Origin of the sequence: Ancylobacter polymorphus (genome assembly GCF_030813495.1) — a bacterium.
Taxonomy (GTDB): domain Bacteria; phylum Pseudomonadota; class Alphaproteobacteria; order Rhizobiales; family Xanthobacteraceae; genus Ancylobacter; species Ancylobacter polymorphus.
This window is the reverse complement of the sequence record NZ_JAUSUI010000002.1, coordinates 303462-319902: the sequence shown is the minus strand read 5'-3', so window position 1 is coordinate 319902 and position 16441 is coordinate 303462. Positions and strand designations below refer to the sequence as shown.

The 16441-nt window shown below is 68.5% G+C and carries 13 protein-coding genes; 6 read left to right on the top strand and 7 right to left on the bottom strand.

Annotated elements, in window-relative coordinates; translation table 11 throughout:
* Nucleotides 1-54: 54 nt before the first annotated feature.
* Both J2S75_RS05810 and glpK read left to right on the top strand, forming a co-directional pair.
* Nucleotides 55-1812 (top strand): ABC transporter substrate-binding protein, encoded by a 1758-nt coding sequence (locus J2S75_RS05810; RefSeq protein ID WP_307018868.1) that lies wholly within the window; start codon nt 55-57, stop codon nt 1810-1812.
* 199 nt (nt 1813-2011) lie between these two features.
* Nucleotides 2012-3514 (top strand): glycerol kinase GlpK, encoded by a 1503-nt coding sequence (glpK, locus tag J2S75_RS05805; protein ID WP_307018867.1) that lies wholly within the window; start codon nt 2012-2014, stop codon nt 3512-3514.
* 27 nt (nt 3515-3541) lie between these two features.
* On the opposite strand, the gene J2S75_RS05800 is transcribed toward glpK, so the two are convergent.
* The 4 genes from J2S75_RS05800 to J2S75_RS05785 form a co-directional block, all read right to left on the bottom strand.
* Complete coding sequence (locus J2S75_RS05800; RefSeq protein ID WP_307018866.1) at nt 3542-3973, bottom strand: diol dehydratase small subunit; 432 nt, start codon at nt 3971-3973, stop codon at nt 3542-3544.
* A complete protein-coding gene (locus J2S75_RS05795) occupies nt 3970-6276 on the bottom strand; it encodes a propanediol/glycerol family dehydratase large subunit (RefSeq protein WP_307018865.1) in 2307 nt (768 codons plus the stop codon). The genes J2S75_RS05800 and J2S75_RS05795 overlap by 4 nt, the downstream gene beginning before the upstream one ends.
* Nucleotides 6277-6489: 213 nt before the next feature.
* Nucleotides 6490-6732, bottom strand: a complete 243-nt coding sequence (locus tag J2S75_RS05790) for a BON domain-containing protein (RefSeq protein WP_307018864.1) — start codon at nt 6730-6732, stop codon at nt 6490-6492.
* 95 nt (nt 6733-6827) lie between these two features.
* On the bottom strand, nt 6828-7673 hold the full coding sequence (locus J2S75_RS05785; RefSeq protein ID WP_307018863.1) for a fumarylacetoacetate hydrolase family protein: 846 nt from the start codon (nt 7671-7673) through the stop codon (nt 6828-6830).
* Nucleotides 7674-7856: 183 nt separating this feature from the next.
* On the opposite strand from J2S75_RS05785, the gene J2S75_RS05780 reads away from it, so the two are divergent.
* Complete coding sequence (locus J2S75_RS05780) at nt 7857-8714, top strand: PfkB family carbohydrate kinase (RefSeq protein ID WP_307018862.1); 858 nt, start codon at nt 7857-7859, stop codon at nt 8712-8714.
* Nucleotides 8715-8798: 84 nt separating this feature from the next.
* Nucleotides 8799-9872 (top strand): alpha/beta fold hydrolase, encoded by a 1074-nt coding sequence (locus J2S75_RS05775; RefSeq protein ID WP_307018861.1) that lies wholly within the window; start codon nt 8799-8801, stop codon nt 9870-9872.
* Between the two features lie 10 nt (nt 9873-9882).
* Here the strand turns inward: J2S75_RS05775 and J2S75_RS05770 are convergent, their stop codons facing one another.
* Both J2S75_RS05770 and J2S75_RS05765 read right to left on the bottom strand, forming a co-directional pair.
* A complete protein-coding gene (locus tag J2S75_RS05770; protein WP_307018860.1) occupies nt 9883-10629 on the bottom strand; it encodes an LOG family protein in 747 nt (248 codons plus the stop codon).
* A 56-nt stretch (nt 10630-10685) separates the two neighbouring features.
* Nucleotides 10686-12725, bottom strand: a complete 2040-nt coding sequence (locus J2S75_RS05765; protein ID WP_307018859.1) for an NAD(+) synthase — start codon at nt 12723-12725, stop codon at nt 10686-10688.
* 115 nt (nt 12726-12840) lie between these two features.
* Here J2S75_RS05765 and J2S75_RS05760 point away from each other — a divergent pair, with 115 nt between their 5' ends.
* A complete protein-coding gene (locus J2S75_RS05760; protein ID WP_307018858.1) occupies nt 12841-14115 on the top strand; it encodes a porin in 1275 nt (424 codons plus the stop codon).
* A gap of 14 nt (nt 14116-14129) precedes the next feature.
* Here J2S75_RS05760 and fabG read toward each other — a convergent pair whose 3' ends face one another.
* Nucleotides 14130-14909 (bottom strand): 3-oxoacyl-ACP reductase FabG, encoded by a 780-nt coding sequence (fabG, locus tag J2S75_RS05755; RefSeq protein WP_307018857.1) that lies wholly within the window; start codon nt 14907-14909, stop codon nt 14130-14132.
* Between the two features lie 266 nt (nt 14910-15175).
* On the opposite strand from fabG, the gene J2S75_RS05750 reads away from it, so the two are divergent.
* Nucleotides 15176-16330: an ABC transporter substrate-binding protein gene (locus J2S75_RS05750; RefSeq protein WP_307018856.1), complete on the top strand. Its 1155-nt coding sequence runs from the start codon at nt 15176-15178 to the stop codon at nt 16328-16330.
* Nucleotides 16331-16441 lie beyond the last annotated feature (111 nt).

Below are 16441 nucleotides of genomic sequence, written 5' to 3'. Positions count from 1 at the left end.
GCCTAAGCGGCAGAAAGCCGCGTGATTTCTGGGAATGAACGGGAGGAAAGACCCATGTTGCCGACAATGAGCCGAGGCCGGCTTCTGCTGGCCGCCAGCGCCATGGCGCTGATCGCCTTCGCCGCGCCCGTGCGCGCGGACGAGGCCGCCGCCAAGAAGTGGATCGACAGCGAATTCCAGCCCTCCACGCTCTCCAAGGACGAGCAGATGAAGGAGATGGAATGGTTCATCAAGGCTGCCGAACCGTTCAAGGGCATGGAGATCAACGTCGTCTCCGAGACCATCACCACCCATGAATATGAGGCGAAGGTCCTCGCCAAGGCGTTCTCCGAGATCACCGGGATCAAGCTCACCCACGACCTGATCCAGGAAGGTGACGTGGTCGAGAAGATCCAGACGCAGATGCAGTCGGGCAAGAACATCTACGATGCGTGGGTGAACGATTCCGACCTCATCGGCACGCATTTCCGCTACAAGCAGGCCGTGCCGCTGACCGACTGGATGGCCGGCGAAGGCAAGGACGTGACCTCCCCCACGCTCGACCTCGCGGATTTCATCGGCATCTCCTTCACCACCGCGCCGGATGGCAAGGTGTACCAGCTCCCGGACCAGCAGTTCGCGAACCTCTACTGGTTCCGCTACGACTGGTTCACCAACCCGGACATCAAGGCCAAGTTCAAGGCCAAGTATGGCTACGAGCTCGGCGTGCCGCTGAACTGGTCCGCCTATGAGGACATCGCCGAGTTCTTCACCAACGACGTGAAGGAAATCAACGGCGTGAAGGTCTATGGCAACATGGACTACGGCAAGAAGGACCCCTCGCTCGGCTGGCGCTTCACCGATGCGTGGCTCTCCATGGCCGGCAACGGCGACCGCGGCCTGCCCAACGGCAAGCCTGTCGATGAATGGGGCATCCGCATGGAAGGCTGCCGCCCCACCGGCTCGACCGTCGAGCGCGGCGGCGACACCAACGGCCCGGCGGCCGTCTATTCCATCGTCAAGTATATCGAGTGGCTGAAGAAGTACACGCCGCCGCAGGCGGCCGGCATGACCTTCTCCGAAGCCGGCCCGGTGCCGGCCCAGGGCAACATCGCCCAGCAGATGTTCTGGTACACCGCCTTCACCGCCGACATGGTGAAGGAAGGTCTGCCGGTCATGAACGCCGACGGCACGCCGAAGTGGCGCATGGCCCCGAGCCCCAAGGGCGCCTACTGGAAGGACGGCATGAAGCTCGGCTACCAGGACGTCGGTTCCTGGACGCTGCTGAAGTCCACTCCGGTCGACCGTCGCAAGGCGGCCTGGCTTTATGCCCAGTTCGTCACCTCCAAGACCGTCTCGCTGAAGAAGAGCCATGTCGGCCTCACCTTCATCCGCGAGAGCGACATCTGGGACAAGAGCTTCACCGAACGCGCGCCCAAGCTCGGCGGTCTGATCGAGTTCTATCGCTCCCCGGCCCGCGTGCAGTGGTCGCCCACCGGCGCCAATGTCCCGGACTATCCGAAGCTTGCCCAGCTCTGGTGGCAGGCCATCGGTGACGCCTCCTCCGGCGCCAAGACCCCGCAGGCGGCCATGGACTCGCTCGCGCAGGCGCAGGAATCGGTGATGGAGCGTCTGGAGCGTTCCGGCGTGCAGGGCGAATGCGGCCCGAAGCTGAACGCGAAGCACCCGATGGAATACTGGGTGAAGCTCGCCAAGGAATCCGGCAACCTCGCTCCGCAGCCCAAGCTCGCCAATGAGAAGCCGCAGGGCGAGACCATCGACTATGACACGCTGATCAACTCCTGGCCGGCCACCCCGCCGAAGAAGAACTGACGCGGGTCCACTGATCCAATGCCGGAGCGCCCAAAAGGGCGCCCCGGCTTCTGCGTCCCGGACGCCCCCGCCGTCCGGGACGTTGTCTCGTCCCGTGCCGTCATGCACGGCATGCCGCCCGACATAGACCACGTCCCGAACAGGTGGCACTTTGCACGCGCCGCCCTCGCCGGGATGACGCCTTTTCGCGGAGCGCCTCGTGACCACCCATCTTCTCGCCATCGACCAGGGGACGACGTCCTCCCGCGCCATCCTGTTCCGGCCCGACACCTCGATAGCGGCACAGGCGCAGCAGGAATTTCCGCAGCATTTCCCCGCTTCCGGCTGGGTCGAGCATGAGGCGGAAGACCTGTGGCAGACGACGCTCGCCACCTGCCGCGCGGTGATGGAACAGGCTGGCCTCACCGCCGCCGACATCGCCGCCATCGGCATCACCAATCAGCGCGAAACCACCGTGGTGTGGGATCGCAAGACCGGCGCGGCCATCCACCGCGCCATCGTCTGGCAGGACCGCCGCACCGCCGAACTGTGCGCGAAACTGAAGGCGGAAGGGCATGAGGCCTTGGTGCGGGAGCGTACCGGGCTGATCCTCGATCCCTATTTCTCCGGCACCAAGATCGGCTGGATTCTCGACCATGTGCCGGGCGCGCGCGCCCGCGCCGAGCGCGGCGAGCTTGCCTTCGGAACGGTGGACAGCTGGCTGCTGTGGAAGCTCACGGACGGTGCGGTGCATGCCACCGACGCCACCAACGCCGCCCGCACCCTGCTGTTCAACATCCACACCGGCGCCTGGGACGACGACCTGCTGGCGCTTCTGCGCGTGCCGCGCTCCATGTTGCCGGAGGTGAAGGACTGTGCCGCCGATTTCGGCACCACGGCCCCTCGCCTGCTCGGCGGCGCCATCGCCATTGGCGGCATCGCCGGCGACCAGCAGGCGGCCACCGTCGGCCAGGCCTGCTTCCAGCCGGGCATGATCAAATCGACCTACGGCACAGGCTGCTTCGCCCTGCTCAATACCGGGGCGACCGCCGTTGTCTCAGAGAACCGGCTGCTCACCACCATCGCCTATCAGCTCGGTGGCAAGCGGACCTATGCGCTCGAAGGCTCGATCTTCGTCGCCGGCGCGGCGGTACAGTGGCTGCGCGACGGGCTCGGCATCATCAAGAACTCGGCCGAGAGCGAAGCGCTGGCGGAAGCCGCCGATCCGGCCCAGCAGGTCTATCTCGTGCCGGCCTTTGTCGGCCTCGGCGCGCCGCATTGGAACCCCGATGTGCGCGGCGCGATGTTCGGCCTCACCCGCAATTCCGGGCCCGCCGAATTCTGCCTCGCGGCGCTGGAGAGCGTCTGTTACCAGACGGCCGATCTCATCGCCGCGATGAATGCCGACTGGGCGCGCTCGGGGGCCAGTGGCCACCGCACGCCGGTGTTGCGTGTCGATGGCGGCATGGTTGCCTCCAACTTCGCCATGCAGCGCCTCGCCGACCTGCTCGCCGCGCCGGTTGACCGGCCGGTGATTCGCGAGACCACGGCGCTCGGCGCCGCCTATCTCGCCGGGCACCAGGCCGGGATCATGCCGGCACCGGGGCGCTTCGCCGATTCCTGGCGGCTCGACCACCGCTTCGATCCGGTCATGCCGGCCGAGACGCGTGAGGCCAAGCTCGCCGGCTGGCGCGACGCCGTGCGCCGTCTCACCTTGCCCTGAAAGCTACTGCCAAGCCTTTGAAACGGCTCAGTATCTCTTCACGAAGAGGCCGCGCCTGGCATAAACGGCGGCGGCTTCCTCGATGAGGGCGGCCACTCGCTCGGCGCCGTAGTCGCGGCGCAGCAGCGCCGCCCGGTCGAGCAGCTGCTGCACGTTTTCGGCGCGGCCGGGGCGCAGCAGCTCATAGGTATCGAGGATGAGGTCCTGCGGCACGCGCACCAGATCGGCGGCGCGCTCGAAATTGGCCGCCAGCGTCGCCCGGCCGGCGGCGCGGGCGATATTCGCCTGTAATATCAAGGCCTCCGGGGTGATGGCGATGTCCTCATTGCCGACCTCGCCGGCAAGCACGGCCTCTAATGTCAGGGCGGAAAGCGGCTTGCCGGTGGGCGTCGTCACCCGCTCCGGGGCCTTTTCGGCGACGGGGTAGAGGTCGAGATCGCTCAAGGGTTTCGCGCTCATTGGGCAGCCTCCGTCGCCGGCCGGGCGGGGCGGTAGTTGAGTTCGATGGGGTGGACAGTGAGATCGATGAGACCGGTCTCGATGGCGTAGAGCAGCGCCACCCGCACATGGAAGCGCGCGCCGAGCGCCTCGCCATGGGTGGGCACCATCACCGGCTCGGGCGCCTCGCCGAAGGTGTGGCGAGCGGCGTTGCGGCCGAGCGCGCGGTAATGTTCCAACCCGGTCAGCGGGGCGTTGGAAAACAGTTCGAGATTCATGTGTGGCATGCGGTCGGCCTGGTGCAGCACGGTCGTGCCCTTGGCCTGTATGCCGATGCCGAAGCCGGAACCCGACAGTCTTGCGGCGGCGAGGCCGAGGAAGGAGGTGTCGGCGGTGTGCATCATCCGCACCACCCGCGCCGTGCCGCCCCCCGCCTCGATGCCGCCGACCAGCGCCGCCACCACGTCGGAGAGCGCATGGCCGGCCGTGGTCTGGTGCAGTTGCCGGGCGAAGGCCGGGCTGACGCCGATCACCACCTCATGCGGATCGCTGCCCTTCGCCGCGACGCCGGCCGGCACCAGCCAGTCCGCCTCGCCCACCGCCTCGGCGACGACATTCTCGGCCGCCAGCACGCGCTCGCGGGTGAGCACGTTGCGGATGCCCTGCACGGCCTGCCAGCGCGGCTCGGGCATGCGGTAGCCGGTGCCGGGGCCGCGATAGTCATTGGGGTCGTTGATCGCGCTCAGCACCCGCCCGTCACGCACCAGGGCGGAGGTCTGGAGATAGTCGCCGGAAATGCGCTGGCGCAGCATGAGGAGCAGGTTTTCCGCCTCCTCGGTGTAGCCGCGCCTCGCCAGCGCCCGCACCACATCGAGCGCGGTGATGCCGCGCGCCTTGATGGCGGCGCTGATCGGCGTCACTTCGCCGGCGCTGTAGCTCTGCGTCTCCTCCGAGCCGGAGGCGAACACGACGGACATCATCCGTGCCCGCGGCACGGTGCCGAGGCCGAGCTCGTCCATGACCGCCGCCAGCGCTTCCACCGCCCGCACGCGCAGGCCCAGCACCTGGTCCTCCTCCACCGGGGTGAGGCCGCCATCGGTCTGGAAATCGCGCTGGAGCAGCAGATAGTCCTCGATCTCCTCGCCATTGAACAGCGAGGGGTTGAACGAATTGTCGTATTTCTTGATCGAACCGAAGCCCGAACAGATGAGGTCGGAGCCGGCCAGCAGATAGGGCGTGATCTTGGCGCCGACGCGGATTTCCGACTCGCTGGTGCGGCAATCATTGCCGGAGGCGCATTCGAGCCCGAGCCAGACGGCGATGAGGTTTTCCGCCATCAGTTCGCGCACCCCCCCGGCCATGGAGGCGGTGAGCGGGGCGCCGTCGATGCCGCCATTCTGCGTGCCCTGCACGCCCATCGCCCGCTGCAGGCACAGGCAGCGCGCTTCGAGATAAAGCAGCGAGCGCTGCTCGTGAAAGCCCATCAAGAGTTCCGCCGCCGCGCCGGAGGTGCAGCGCGCCTTGATGCCGCGCGAGGCATAGGCGGCGGTGAGCAGCGCCTTGGACCACGGCGTGTCGTCGCCGTCGATGAAGGCGCGCTCGGTGCCGTAGACCGAGACCGTCTCGGCATAGGAGGCGAGCCCGGCAAGGCCGATCTGCAACTCCTCCGCTTCCTCGATGGAGCACTGGAACAGCACGCCGCCGCGCCCGACCGCCGCCCCCACCGTGCAGGCCAGCGCATTGGCCCAACTGTTGGAGGAGACGCGCATCGTGGTCTCGATCTCGTCGAAACCCAGCGCCACGGCGACGGCGGCGTCAGCGGCGAGCTGGAGCGGGTCGTCCTTGGCATTGGTGACATGGGCCTGATTGCCGGGGGTCTGGCGCTGGCGCATCTTGGAATAGGCGAAGGCGATCTCAAGCGCGGACAGCCGGCCCACGACCTCGGCAAGGCGCGCCGGGGTCAGGCCCCGCGCCAGCGCCTCAAGTTCCTGACGCGGCACATTGATGTCCACCAGCATGCGGGCGATCTCGCCCGGGTCCATCGCCATCGCCGTCTCGGCCATGGCGGGGTCGATGTGATGGGCGGCGATGAAGGCGTCCAGAATGTCGAAATCGGCTTCCGCCTTGCCGTCCATCACCGTCACCCGGCCGCCCTCGACACTGAGCGAGGGCGCGGGGTCATAGGGGCTGCGGAACACGGAGAAGCCGGCCTCGGGGTTTTCCGCCGCGAACAGGTCGTAACGCAGCGGGCGTTCGTCCCATTCGGCAAAGCGGCGCCAGCGATTGGAGCTTTGGGGTTCGGCTTTCGGCGGCATATCGGTCATGCTCGGACGTCCCTCATGGTCCGCGACGGGACCAGCGTCAGGATGGTGACGACGGTGAGCAGGATAAAGGAGAAGGCGGCCGCCTGTCCGATGGCAAGAAAGCGGAATCCGCGGCGATCGACAAAAAAGGAGATGGCCTGCGTCGCCTTGCCCGGCCCGCCTGTCGATCAGCGTCTCGACGCTTCAAGGGGAGCGCGACAATCGGCGCCGCGCTCAATGCAGCCGCACCGTCCGGCAATAGAGCGGCGGCTCGACCTTCACCTGGTTGACGATGGTGAACCCGCCGGCGAGGCGGCCGACCGCATCCTCGATGCTGATCTGCAGGCCGCGCGTCGGCACGCGCCCGGTCAGGGTGATGATGCGCTTGTCGCGGCAGATGCCCACTTCCACCTCGGCATCCCTCAAAACGCGCTCCACGGCGTCGCGCAGGCGGCGGTTAAGCTCGGCTTCCGGCATGGCACCCTCCCACGTCGACCACGGGCGGACGTGAACGGCGGAAGCTCAGCACAGGCGCGCGCGCGGCGCCTTGATCTGCCGCAACCGGGCCGGCTTCAACCCGCCGCGACGGTGGTCTGGCGCTGCTCACCGAGCCCGGTGATGGACAGGTGCATCGTCTGGCCGGGACTGAGGTAGACCGGCGGCTTCATGCCGAGGCCGACGCCCGGCGGCGTGCCGGTGGAGATGATGTCGCCCGGCTGCAGGCTCATGAACTGGCTGACATAGGACACCAGCGTCGGCACGTCGAAAATCATGGTGCGGGTGGAGCCGGTCTGGCGGCGCACCCCGTCCACCTCCAGCCACATGTCGAGCGCCTGCGGATCGGGAATCTCGTCCGCGGTCACCAGCCAGGGGCCGATGGGGCCGAACGTGTCGCAGCCCTTGCCCTTGTCCCAGGTGCCGCCGCGCTCCAGCTGGAAGGAGCGCTCGGACACGTCATTGACGATGCAGTAACCGGCGACATGGTCATAGGCGTCTTCGACCGCTACATATTTAGCCGGCTTGCCGATGACGATGCCGAGCTCGACCTCCCAATCGGTCTTGGTCGCGCCGCGCGGAATCTCCACCGCGTCGTTCGGCCCGACGATGCAGCTGGTGGGCTTGAGGAAGATCACCGGCTCGGCGGGGATCGGCATGCCGGCCTCCTCGGCATGGTCGAGGTAATTGAGGCCGATGCAGACGAATTTGCCGACCGCGCCGACGCAGGGGCCGAGGCGCGGCGTGCCTTCGACGACGCGCAGTTCCGACGTGTCGAGGCCGCGCAGGCGGGCGAGGCTTTCCGGCACCAGCACCTTGCCCTCAATATCGGCCACCAGCGTCGAGAGATCGCGCAGCACGCCGTCCGCGTCGATCAGGCCGGGGCGCTCGCGCCCGCTCTCGCCATAGCGCACCAGCTTCATCGGTCCCGTCTCCCTGTGCCCGCCGCCAGCAGCCCAGCAAAAGCCTCGGCGCCTCCTAGAGGTAGCGGCAAAGCGCGGCGGCGTCGAGGCGGCGCGGCGGCCCGCGAACGCTTGTCAAACCCCGCGCCCGCCCCTATCGCTCGCCGCGCGGCATGCGGGCGCGGGCCGCCCCGGAGGAACCCCATGGCCCATGTGCTGGTGATCGGAAGCGTCAATGTCGATCGCCTGTGGCGCCTCACCGCCCCGCTGCGTGCCGGCGAAAGGCTGACGCGGAGCGAGATGAGCCTGCGCCTCGGCGGCGGCGGCTTCAACACCGGCGCGGCATTGCGCGCGCTCGGCCACCGCGTGACGCTGGTGGCGCCGCTCTCCACCGACGCCGCCGGCCGCGCCTGCCGGACCCAGCTTGAGGCGATGGGGTTCGATCTGCGCGCGATGCGCGAGACCGATGCGCCCACCGTCCCGCTCGATATTCTCATCGGGCCGGAGGGCGAACGCACCATCATCGCGCCGGCCGGCACGGAGGCGCGCCGGCTCACAAGCCTGCCCGCGCTTGAAGCCGACATCGCCTATGTCAATCTCCGCCGCGCCGCGCCCGGCCTGCTGGAGGCGCTGGCCGCACGCCTGCCGGTGGTGGCGCAGGTGCCGCTGGAGCGCACGGAAAGCCGGCCGGCACAGGTGCTCATCGCCTCCAGCGCCGACCATGCGCTGTTCACCGGGGCGGATGCCTTTCGCGAGGCGCGGGCGATCGGCGGCGACGACCTGCGCTCGCTGGTGGTGACGCAGGGCGCGGGGCCGGTGCTGCTATGCGAGGCGGAGCGGCGCACCGCGCTCCCGGTGCCTGCGCTGGCCGCGCCCGCCGAGACGACCGGGGCGGGCGACGCCTTCGCTGCCGGCTTCATCGATGGCTGGCTCGCCGGTTCGCCGGCGGCGGCGGCAGCGCGGCGCGGCATTGAGATCGCCGGGCGTGTCTTGGCCGGCGCGCCCGGCTTCCAGCGCCCGCCGCCGCTGCCTCTGGCCACGGTGCTCGCCGCGACCGACTGACCCGCATCAAGGCGAGCGGCCGTTCCCGTGCTAGGCTGGCTCCACCGGTCGGCGGTGCCGGCATCGGTGATGGAGGACGCCCTGTTGCCCGACGCGCCGTTCCCCGACCCTCTCGCCTTCGCCCGGGCGACGCAGCGCGCGGCGCAGGAGAATTGGCGCGCGGCCCAGGCCCGCACGCTCGACCTGCTCGGCTACGGCCTCGCCGAGCACCCCTATGAGATCGTGGCGGAGACCCCGCTCTGGCGGCTGCGGCACTACATCGGCGGCACCGCGCCCCAGGGCCCGCCGGCGCTGATGGTCCCCGCCCCGATCAAGCGCGCCTATGTCTGGGACCTCGCGCCGGAGGTGAGCGTTGTCGGCACCGGGCTCGCCCATGGGCTCGACGTGCATCTGGTGGAATGGCGGCCGCCCGCGGCGGGCGGGGCGCCGCACGGGCTGGAAGACTATGCCCGCGCCGTGCTCGCGGCGGCGGAAGCGGTGACGGCGCGCGTTGCGGGGACGCCGGTGGTCCTCGGCCATTCGCTCGGCGGCACGCTGGCGGCGCTGGCGGCGGCGCTGGAACCGGCGCATTTCCGCGCGCTGGTGCTGCTCGCCGCGCCGCTGAGCTTCGCGCCCGGCTCCAGCGCCTTCCGCGACGCGGTGGCTTTGCGGGAAGACCGCACGCCGGAAGACGGCCTTGTGCCCGGCGCGCAGCTGGGACAGGCCTGCGCCCTGCTCGCGCCCGGCACTTTTGTCTGGCACCGCTGGCTGGACGGCGCGCTGAGCCTCGGCGATCCCGCCGCGCTCGCCCTGCATCTGCGGATCACCCGCTGGGCGCTCGACGAGGTGCCGCTGTCCGGCAAGCTCGTGCATGAAATGGTGCAATGGCTCTACCGCGAGGACCGCTTCACCGCCGGGCGGCTGGAACTCGGCGGCCGGCTTATCGGCCCGCAGACGCTGCGCCTGCCGGCACTGGCGGCGGTGAGCCGGAGCGACGAGATCGGCCCGCGCGCGGCGGTGGAGCCGTTCTTCGCACATATGGCGGCGGGCAGCACCGAGATCGTCGAGCACCCGGCCGAGATCGGCGTCGGGCTGCAGCACCTCGCCATTCTCGCCGGACGGCAGGCGCACCGGCTGGTGTGGCCGCGCATCGCGGCCTGGATCGCCGCCCGCGCCTGAGACGGCGCCGTCAGCGGGCGGGCAGCTTCAGCCCGCCCTCGACCAGCTGGGTCCAGATGTCCTCCGCCGTGTCGGCGAAGCGGAGGCTGGCCACTTCCGCCGCGCTCACCATGCCCTCGTCGATCAGCGCCTGGAAATTGACCACGGAGCGCCAATAGGCCTCGTCGAACAGCACCACGGCCGCAGCCGGGGCCTTGCCTGTTATCTGCAGGTTGAGGATTTCGAACAGCTCGTCCAGCGTGCCGAAGCCGCCGGGAAACACCACCAGCGCATTGGCGCGCATGGCGAGGTGCATTTTGCGCATGGCGAAATAGTGGAAGCGGAAGGTCAGCTGCGGCGTGGTGTAGGGGTTCGGCACCTGCTCATGCGGCAGGGTGATGTTGAAGCCGATGCTCGGCGCCGCCACCTCATAGGCGCCGCGATTGGCCGCCTCCATCACCCCCGGCCCGCCGCCGGTGGCGATGACATTGTCGCGGTAGCCGCCTTCCGCCACATCGAGCGCGCCACCGCGCTGGGAGGCGAGGCGGCCGAAGGCGCGCGCCTGCTCATAGATGAAGGGTTGGCGGCCCGGCCCGTTCTCCCGCACCCGCGCCGAGCCGAACACAACGAGGGTGGAGCGGATGCGCCAGCGCCGCAGCTCTTCCTCCGGCTTGGCGTATTCCAACAGGAAGCGCACGCCGCGCATGGAATCACTGAGGATGAAATCCTGGTCGAGCGCGGCGAGGCGGTAGCTGTGCGGGGTGGTGTCGTCGGTCATGGGCTCACGCCCGCGCGGCTGGCCGCGCGGCTCCTCATTCTGGCGGGCTGCGTTTCTCAGGCGTCCTCGGGGAAGTTCGCGTCGAGCTCATCGAGCCAGAGTTGCGCACTCGCATCGGACGGCGCGCGCCAGTCGCCGCGCGGCGAGAGCGAGCCGCCCGAGGTGATTTTCGGTCCGTTGGGCAGGGCCGAGCGCTTGAACTGGTTGGCGAAGAAGCGCTTGAGGAACAGGCGCAGCCAGTGGCGGATCTCCGCGCGGCTATAGGCGCGCCGGTCCTCCTCCGGGACATTTGCCGGCCAGGCGCCGCGCGAAGCGTCCCCCCAGGCGTGCAAGGCGAGATAGGCGATGCGCGAGGGGCGGAAACCATAGCGGGTGAGGTAGTAGAGGTTGAAATCCTGCAGCGCGTAGGGCCCCACCACCTGCTGGGTCGACTGGATGGTTGCTCCCGCCTCCGCCGGCACCAGTTCCGGCGAGATTTCGGTGGCGAGCACGGCTTCCAGCGCCCGCGCGGTCGCCGCCGACACGTCGCCCGAGGCAGCGACGAAGCGGATGAGGTGCTGGATCAGCGTCTTCGGCACCGAGGCGTTGACGTTGTAATGGGACATGTGGTCGCCGACGCCATAGGTGCACCAGCCGAGCCCCAGCTCCGAGAGGTCGCCGGTGCCGACCACCAGCCCGCCCTGCTGGTTGGCGAGGCGGAACAGATAGTCGGTGCGCAGCCCCGCCTGCACATTCTCGAAGGTCACGTCATAGACCGGCTCGCCGCCGGCGAAGGGGTGGCCGAGATCGGCCAGCATCTGCCGCGCCGCCGGGCGGATGTCGATCTCGCCGCCGGTGACGCCGAGCGTCTCGATCAGCGCCTGCGCATTGGCGCGGGTGGCATCCGACGTGGCGAAGCCGGGCAGCGTATAGGCGAGAATGTCGCTGCGCGGCCGGCCGAGCCGGTCCATCGCCCGCACCGCCACCAGCAGCGCCTGCGTCGAATCGAGCCCGCCGGAAACGCCGATCACCGCGCGGCGGACGCCGGACGAGGCGAGCCGCTGGGCGAGGCCCTGCACCTGGATGTTATAGGCCTCGTAGCAATCCTCGGCGAGGCGTTCCGGGTCGGCCGGGACATAGGGGAAGCGCTCGAAGATCCGCTCCAGCGGCGCCGGAGCGGGCGGGGTTTCAAGCGAGAAGCCGATGCGGCGGAAGCCTGCCGCCCCCTCCTCGCGCATGGTCTCGCCGAACGTGTTCATGCGCATGCGCTCCTGGCGCAGGCGCTCCAGATCGACATCGGCGGCGAGCAACGTCGGCCCTTCCGGAAAGCGCTCGCTTTCGCCGAGGCAGTCGCCATTCTCGAAGATGGCGGCCTGTCCGTCCCAGGCGAGGTCGGTGGTGGATTCGCCCGGCCCGGCGGCGGAATAGGCATAGGCGGCGAGGCAGCGGGCGGAATGGCCGGCGCAGAGCAGCCGGCGGTGGCGCGCCTTGCCAATGGTGATGTTGCTGGCGGACAGGTTGAGCAGAACTTCCGCGCCCGCCAGCGCGCCGCGCGTGGAGGGCGGCAGCGGCACCCACAGATCCTCGCAGATCTCGACATGGAAGGTGAAGGGCACCGCGCCGCCGGAGCGGAACAGGAGATCGGTGCCGAAGGGCACGTCCATGCCCGCCACCGCGATGCTGCCCGTCGTGCCGAGGCCGGGGGTGAAGTGCCGACGCTCGTAGAATTCGCGGTAGTTCGGCGGGTAGCCTTTGGGCACCACGCCGAGGATCGCGCCACGATGGATCACCACCGCCGTGTTGAACAGCTGGCCCTCGCGGCGCAGCGGCGCGCCGACCACCAGCACCGGAAACAGATCGCGCGAGGCGGCCACCATCTCGGCGATCGCCGCCTCCACCCGGTCGAGCAGCGCGTCCTGAAACAGCAGGTCGTCAATGGCGTAGGAGGACAGGCCGAGCTCGGGATAGAGCAGCACGCCGATGCCGCGCGCCTCGCCCTCGCGCGCCAGAGCGAGATGCTCGGCGAGGGCGAAGCCGACATCCGCCACCCGGCCGCGCGGCACGGCGGTGCCGAGGCGCAGGAAGCCGTGGCGATAGAGACAGTGCGAATCGGCCATCACGCCCTCATCAATAGCGAAGCGGGCTGATATTTAACGTCTCATGCGCTTTGAACCAGCAAAAGCCGCAGGGCAATGCCCGCCGAGCCCGGCCCGCCCCCGGGACGGGGGCAGCGTGGGGGCACGCGCGGCGGCGCTGCTCGCCCTCTTCTGCGCCTTCGCGACCCCGGCCGACGCTGGCGAGCCGCCCGCCCCCGCCTACGCCGCCCGCCTTCTGCGCGCCTGCACGGCAGAAGGGCCGGGCTTCGTCCTTATCCCGGAGACCGGCACCTGCCTGCGGATCGGCGGCTATCTCTGGGCGGAAACCTACGCCAACAGCTACACGGACTATCCCGCCGGCAATGCCCGCGCCTACTGGTTATCCACCTTCGGCTTCGTCACCGATGCGCGCACCCAGACCGACTATGGCACGCTGCGCTCCTATACCGATGTGCGCCTCATCTGGCGCGGCGCCGACCCCTGGGGGGAGGCTCTCACCGACCGGGCGGACTTCCAGCCCTATGACATGCGCATCGAATTCGCCGGCTTCACGATGGGCTATCACCAGTCCTTCTTCGATTTCTACGCCAATGCCAATGTGATGGGCACCGACCCGGTGACCATTGGCGACCAGACGCAGATCTCTGTGCTGGGCTACACCTGGAACCTGCCGGCCGGCTTCACCGCGCGGCTGGCCCTGGAAAGTTCGGCCGAGCGCGACAATGGCATCCTGCCCGTCGTCGCGGAGGGGACAGCCTCACGGACGGATGACGCTTCCGGGAGCCCCGCCACGCGCCTGCCGGAGCTTGTCGCCACCTTTGGCCAGAGCGGGGACTGGGGCGACTTCCAGCTCTCCGGCGCGCTGCACCAGCTCGCGCAGGCGCCGGTGAGCGAGCGCATCGGCGCCTCCACCCATGTGTGGGGCTATGCGCTGCAGGCGGGGGTGATGTTCAACCTGCCGACGCTGGGCACGGGCGACACGCTTTATCTTCAGGCCGCCTATGCCGACGGGGCGACCTCCTATCTCGGCCTCATCGACCCCAGCGGGCGCCTCACCGCGCCCGACGCGTTTCGGCGGCTGGACGGCTCATTGGTCAAGGTGCGCGGCTGGAGCGCTGTGGGCCAGTATCTGCACAACTGGAACGACCGGTGGAACTCGGCCTTTTTCGGCGGCTATGGACGCTTCGCCGTCGATGACCCGCTGGCGCAGGTCACCTATGGCGCGTCAGCCATCGACAATGTGAATGTCGGCGCCAATCTCAGCTGGACCCCGGCCGGGCCTTTCACCGTCACGCTGCAATACGACTACAATCTCTACCGCGCGGACGGTTTCCGGCCCACGGCGCAGGGCCTGCCGGTGGCGGAGCAGGCCGCCAGCCAGCTGATGCTGATGTTCGCCGCGACGTTCTGAGGTGTTCTCGCGCCTCAGGCGGTGCCCATCTCATCCAGCGCCATCGGCGATTCCGGCAGCACCTGGCCGCCATCGATCACCATGCCCTGCCCGGTGATGTAGCCGGCTTCCTCGCTGGCGAAGAACAGCGCCGCATTGGCGATGTCGAACACGCTGCCGAGCTTCTTCATCGGCACGCAGGCGGCGGTGGAGGCGATATAGGCCTCGCCCATGCCTTCCATGCCCTCGGTGAGGATGTTGCCGGGCATGACGGCGTTGACCGTGATGTTCCACGGCGCCAGCTCGATCGCCGCCGTGCGCATGAAGCCCATCTGCCCGGCCTTGGAGGCGCCGTAATGGGTCCAGCCGGGAAAGCCGGTGATCGGCCCGGTGATGGAGGAGGTGATGATGATGCGGCCTTTCTTCGCCGCCTTCATCGCCGGCAGCACGGCGGAGACGGAGAGGAAGGTGCCCTTGAGATTGGTGCCCATGACATGGTCGAAATCCTCGCCCGTCATGTCGCCGAGCTTGGCGGCGGGGAAGATGCCGGCATTGGCGCACAGCACGTCGATGGCGCCGTAGCGCTCCAGCGCGGCGGCGGCCATCGCCGCCATGTCCTCGGCCTTGGTCACGTCGGCGGCGAAGGCGGAGGCTCTGGGGCCGATCTCGGCCGCCACCTTCCCGGCCTCGGCGAGCGAACGGCTCACCACCAGCACATTGAGCCCGGCCTGGCCGAAGCGCAGCGCGAGGCCGCGCCCGATCCCCTTGCTGGCCCCGGTGACGATGACGGTCTTGCCTTCAAGCGAGGTAAACATGATGCGGCGGGTCCCGATGTTCTCTGGAGTTTATTATCCGGCAAATGAAAATGCCGTCGGCTGGCATGCCTGCAAAACAGGCTGCCCTCCTTTTCATCAGGTTGGGCCGCAAATTTGGTGTTGTAAAGCCCAAATCCAGATGTTTAGGATCTCACACAGTCCAACATATCTACCACATCCGCCCACCACGGATGCCGCAGGACGAATGCCGAACGCATGCGCGGCCGCCCGACGTTCCGCGCCAACAATCCAGAGGGGACTTCGAGATGGCGCCTGTTTCGAGAAGGTCGGTACTGAAAGGCATGGGGGCGGGCTTCGGTGCGCTTGCCGCCGCCGGGCCGCTGTTCAACGCCAACAAGGCGTTCGCGGCGCGGGAAAAGGAGCTGAACATCCTGTGCTGGGAGGGCTACAACTCCGCCCAGGTGCTGGACCCGTTCCGCTCCAAGACCGGGGCGACGGTGAAGGCGGAAAGCCTGACCAACGACCCCACCATGATCAACCGGCTGCGCGCCGGCGAGATCAACACCTGGGACCTGATCAACGTCAACAATCCCTGGGCACGCAAGGTGATGCTGCCCGAAAAGCTGATCAAGCCGCTGCCCAAGGCCGAGTTCGAGCCCTATTTCGACAAGATGCTGCCGATGTTCAAGCCGCCCTATAAATGGGCGATGAGCGACAGCGGCACCGAGCTGATCGGCATGGCCCAGCGCTTCGGGCCCTACAGCTTCGTGGTCAATACCGACAAGATCTCCCGCAAGACGGCGGAAGACACCGGCTGGGACCTGTTCAACGACCCCGCGCTCGCCGGCAAATACGGCATTCTCGAATCCGACGACTGGAATGTCTTCAACATCTTCATCATCGCCGGCATCGACCCGTTCAAGGTGCATACGCCGGAGGAGTTCGCCAAGTTCGAGGAAACCGCCAAGCGCGTCTTCAAGGGCGCCAAGCTGATCGGCGACATCGCCTCGATGAACCAGGCGCTGATTTCCGGTGAGATCGACCTGCACATGACCGGCGGCACCTATTCCGTCTCCCCGGCCCGCGCCGACGGCCACCCCAACCTGCGCGGCATCACCCCGCTGAAAGGCCCGCTGCCCGGCGGCAAGGGCGGCATCGCCTGGATCGAGATCACCTCCACGGTGAACAACCCGAACCTGTCGCCTCTGGCGCTCGAGTTCCTGAAATATGTGCAGGCGCCCGATATCGCCCACACCGTCGCCTTCGCCGAGGGCACGTTCAACCCGGTGGCGCAGATGGGCAGCAAGGCGTGCTTCGACCTGTTCACCAAGGACGAGCTCGACGCCATCCAGTGGGACAGCCTGGACGAGGAGATGGCGCGCTCGGTCGAATACGACATCGTGCCGGATTACGACAAGGCGCTCGACCTGATGAACGCCGCCAAGCGCCTGCGGGGCTGAGGCGGCTCGGACCTGCGTCCTTTACCTCATCCTGCCCTCATGGCCGGGCTTGACCCGGCCACCCAGGGGCAACGCCGCGCGACGGCGGAAACAGCTGGGTCCCCGGGTCAA

Excerpts from the sequence above, each read along its gene's own strand:
- J2S75_RS05765 (WP_307018859.1), bottom strand. The coding sequence starts at position 12,725 with ATGGCCGATTCGCACTGTCTCTATCGCCACGGCTTCCTGCGCCTCGGC.
- J2S75_RS05780 (WP_307018862.1), top strand. The coding sequence starts at position 7,857 with ATGGCCCATGTGCTGGTGATCGGAAGCGTCAATGTCGATCGCCTGTGG.
- J2S75_RS05810 (WP_307018868.1), top strand. The coding sequence starts at position 55 with ATGTTGCCGACAATGAGCCGAGGCCGGCTTCTGCTGGCCGCCAGCGCC.
- J2S75_RS05785 (WP_307018863.1), bottom strand. The coding sequence starts at position 7,673 with ATGAAGCTGGTGCGCTATGGCGAGAGCGGGCGCGAGCGCCCCGGCCTG.
- J2S75_RS05770 (WP_307018860.1), bottom strand. The coding sequence starts at position 10,629 with ATGACCGACGACACCACCCCGCACAGCTACCGCCTCGCCGCGCTCGAC.
- J2S75_RS05750 (WP_307018856.1), top strand. The coding sequence starts at position 15,176 with ATGGCGCCTGTTTCGAGAAGGTCGGTACTGAAAGGCATGGGGGCGGGC.
- J2S75_RS05795 (WP_307018865.1), bottom strand. The coding sequence starts at position 6,276 with ATGACCGATATGCCGCCGAAAGCCGAACCCCAAAGCTCCAATCGCTGG.
- J2S75_RS05800 (WP_307018866.1), bottom strand. The coding sequence starts at position 3,973 with ATGAGCGCGAAACCCTTGAGCGATCTCGACCTCTACCCCGTCGCCGAA.
- J2S75_RS05790 (WP_307018864.1), bottom strand. The coding sequence starts at position 6,732 with ATGCCGGAAGCCGAGCTTAACCGCCGCCTGCGCGACGCCGTGGAGCGC.
- fabG (WP_307018857.1), bottom strand. The coding sequence starts at position 14,909 with ATGTTTACCTCGCTTGAAGGCAAGACCGTCATCGTCACCGGGGCCAGC.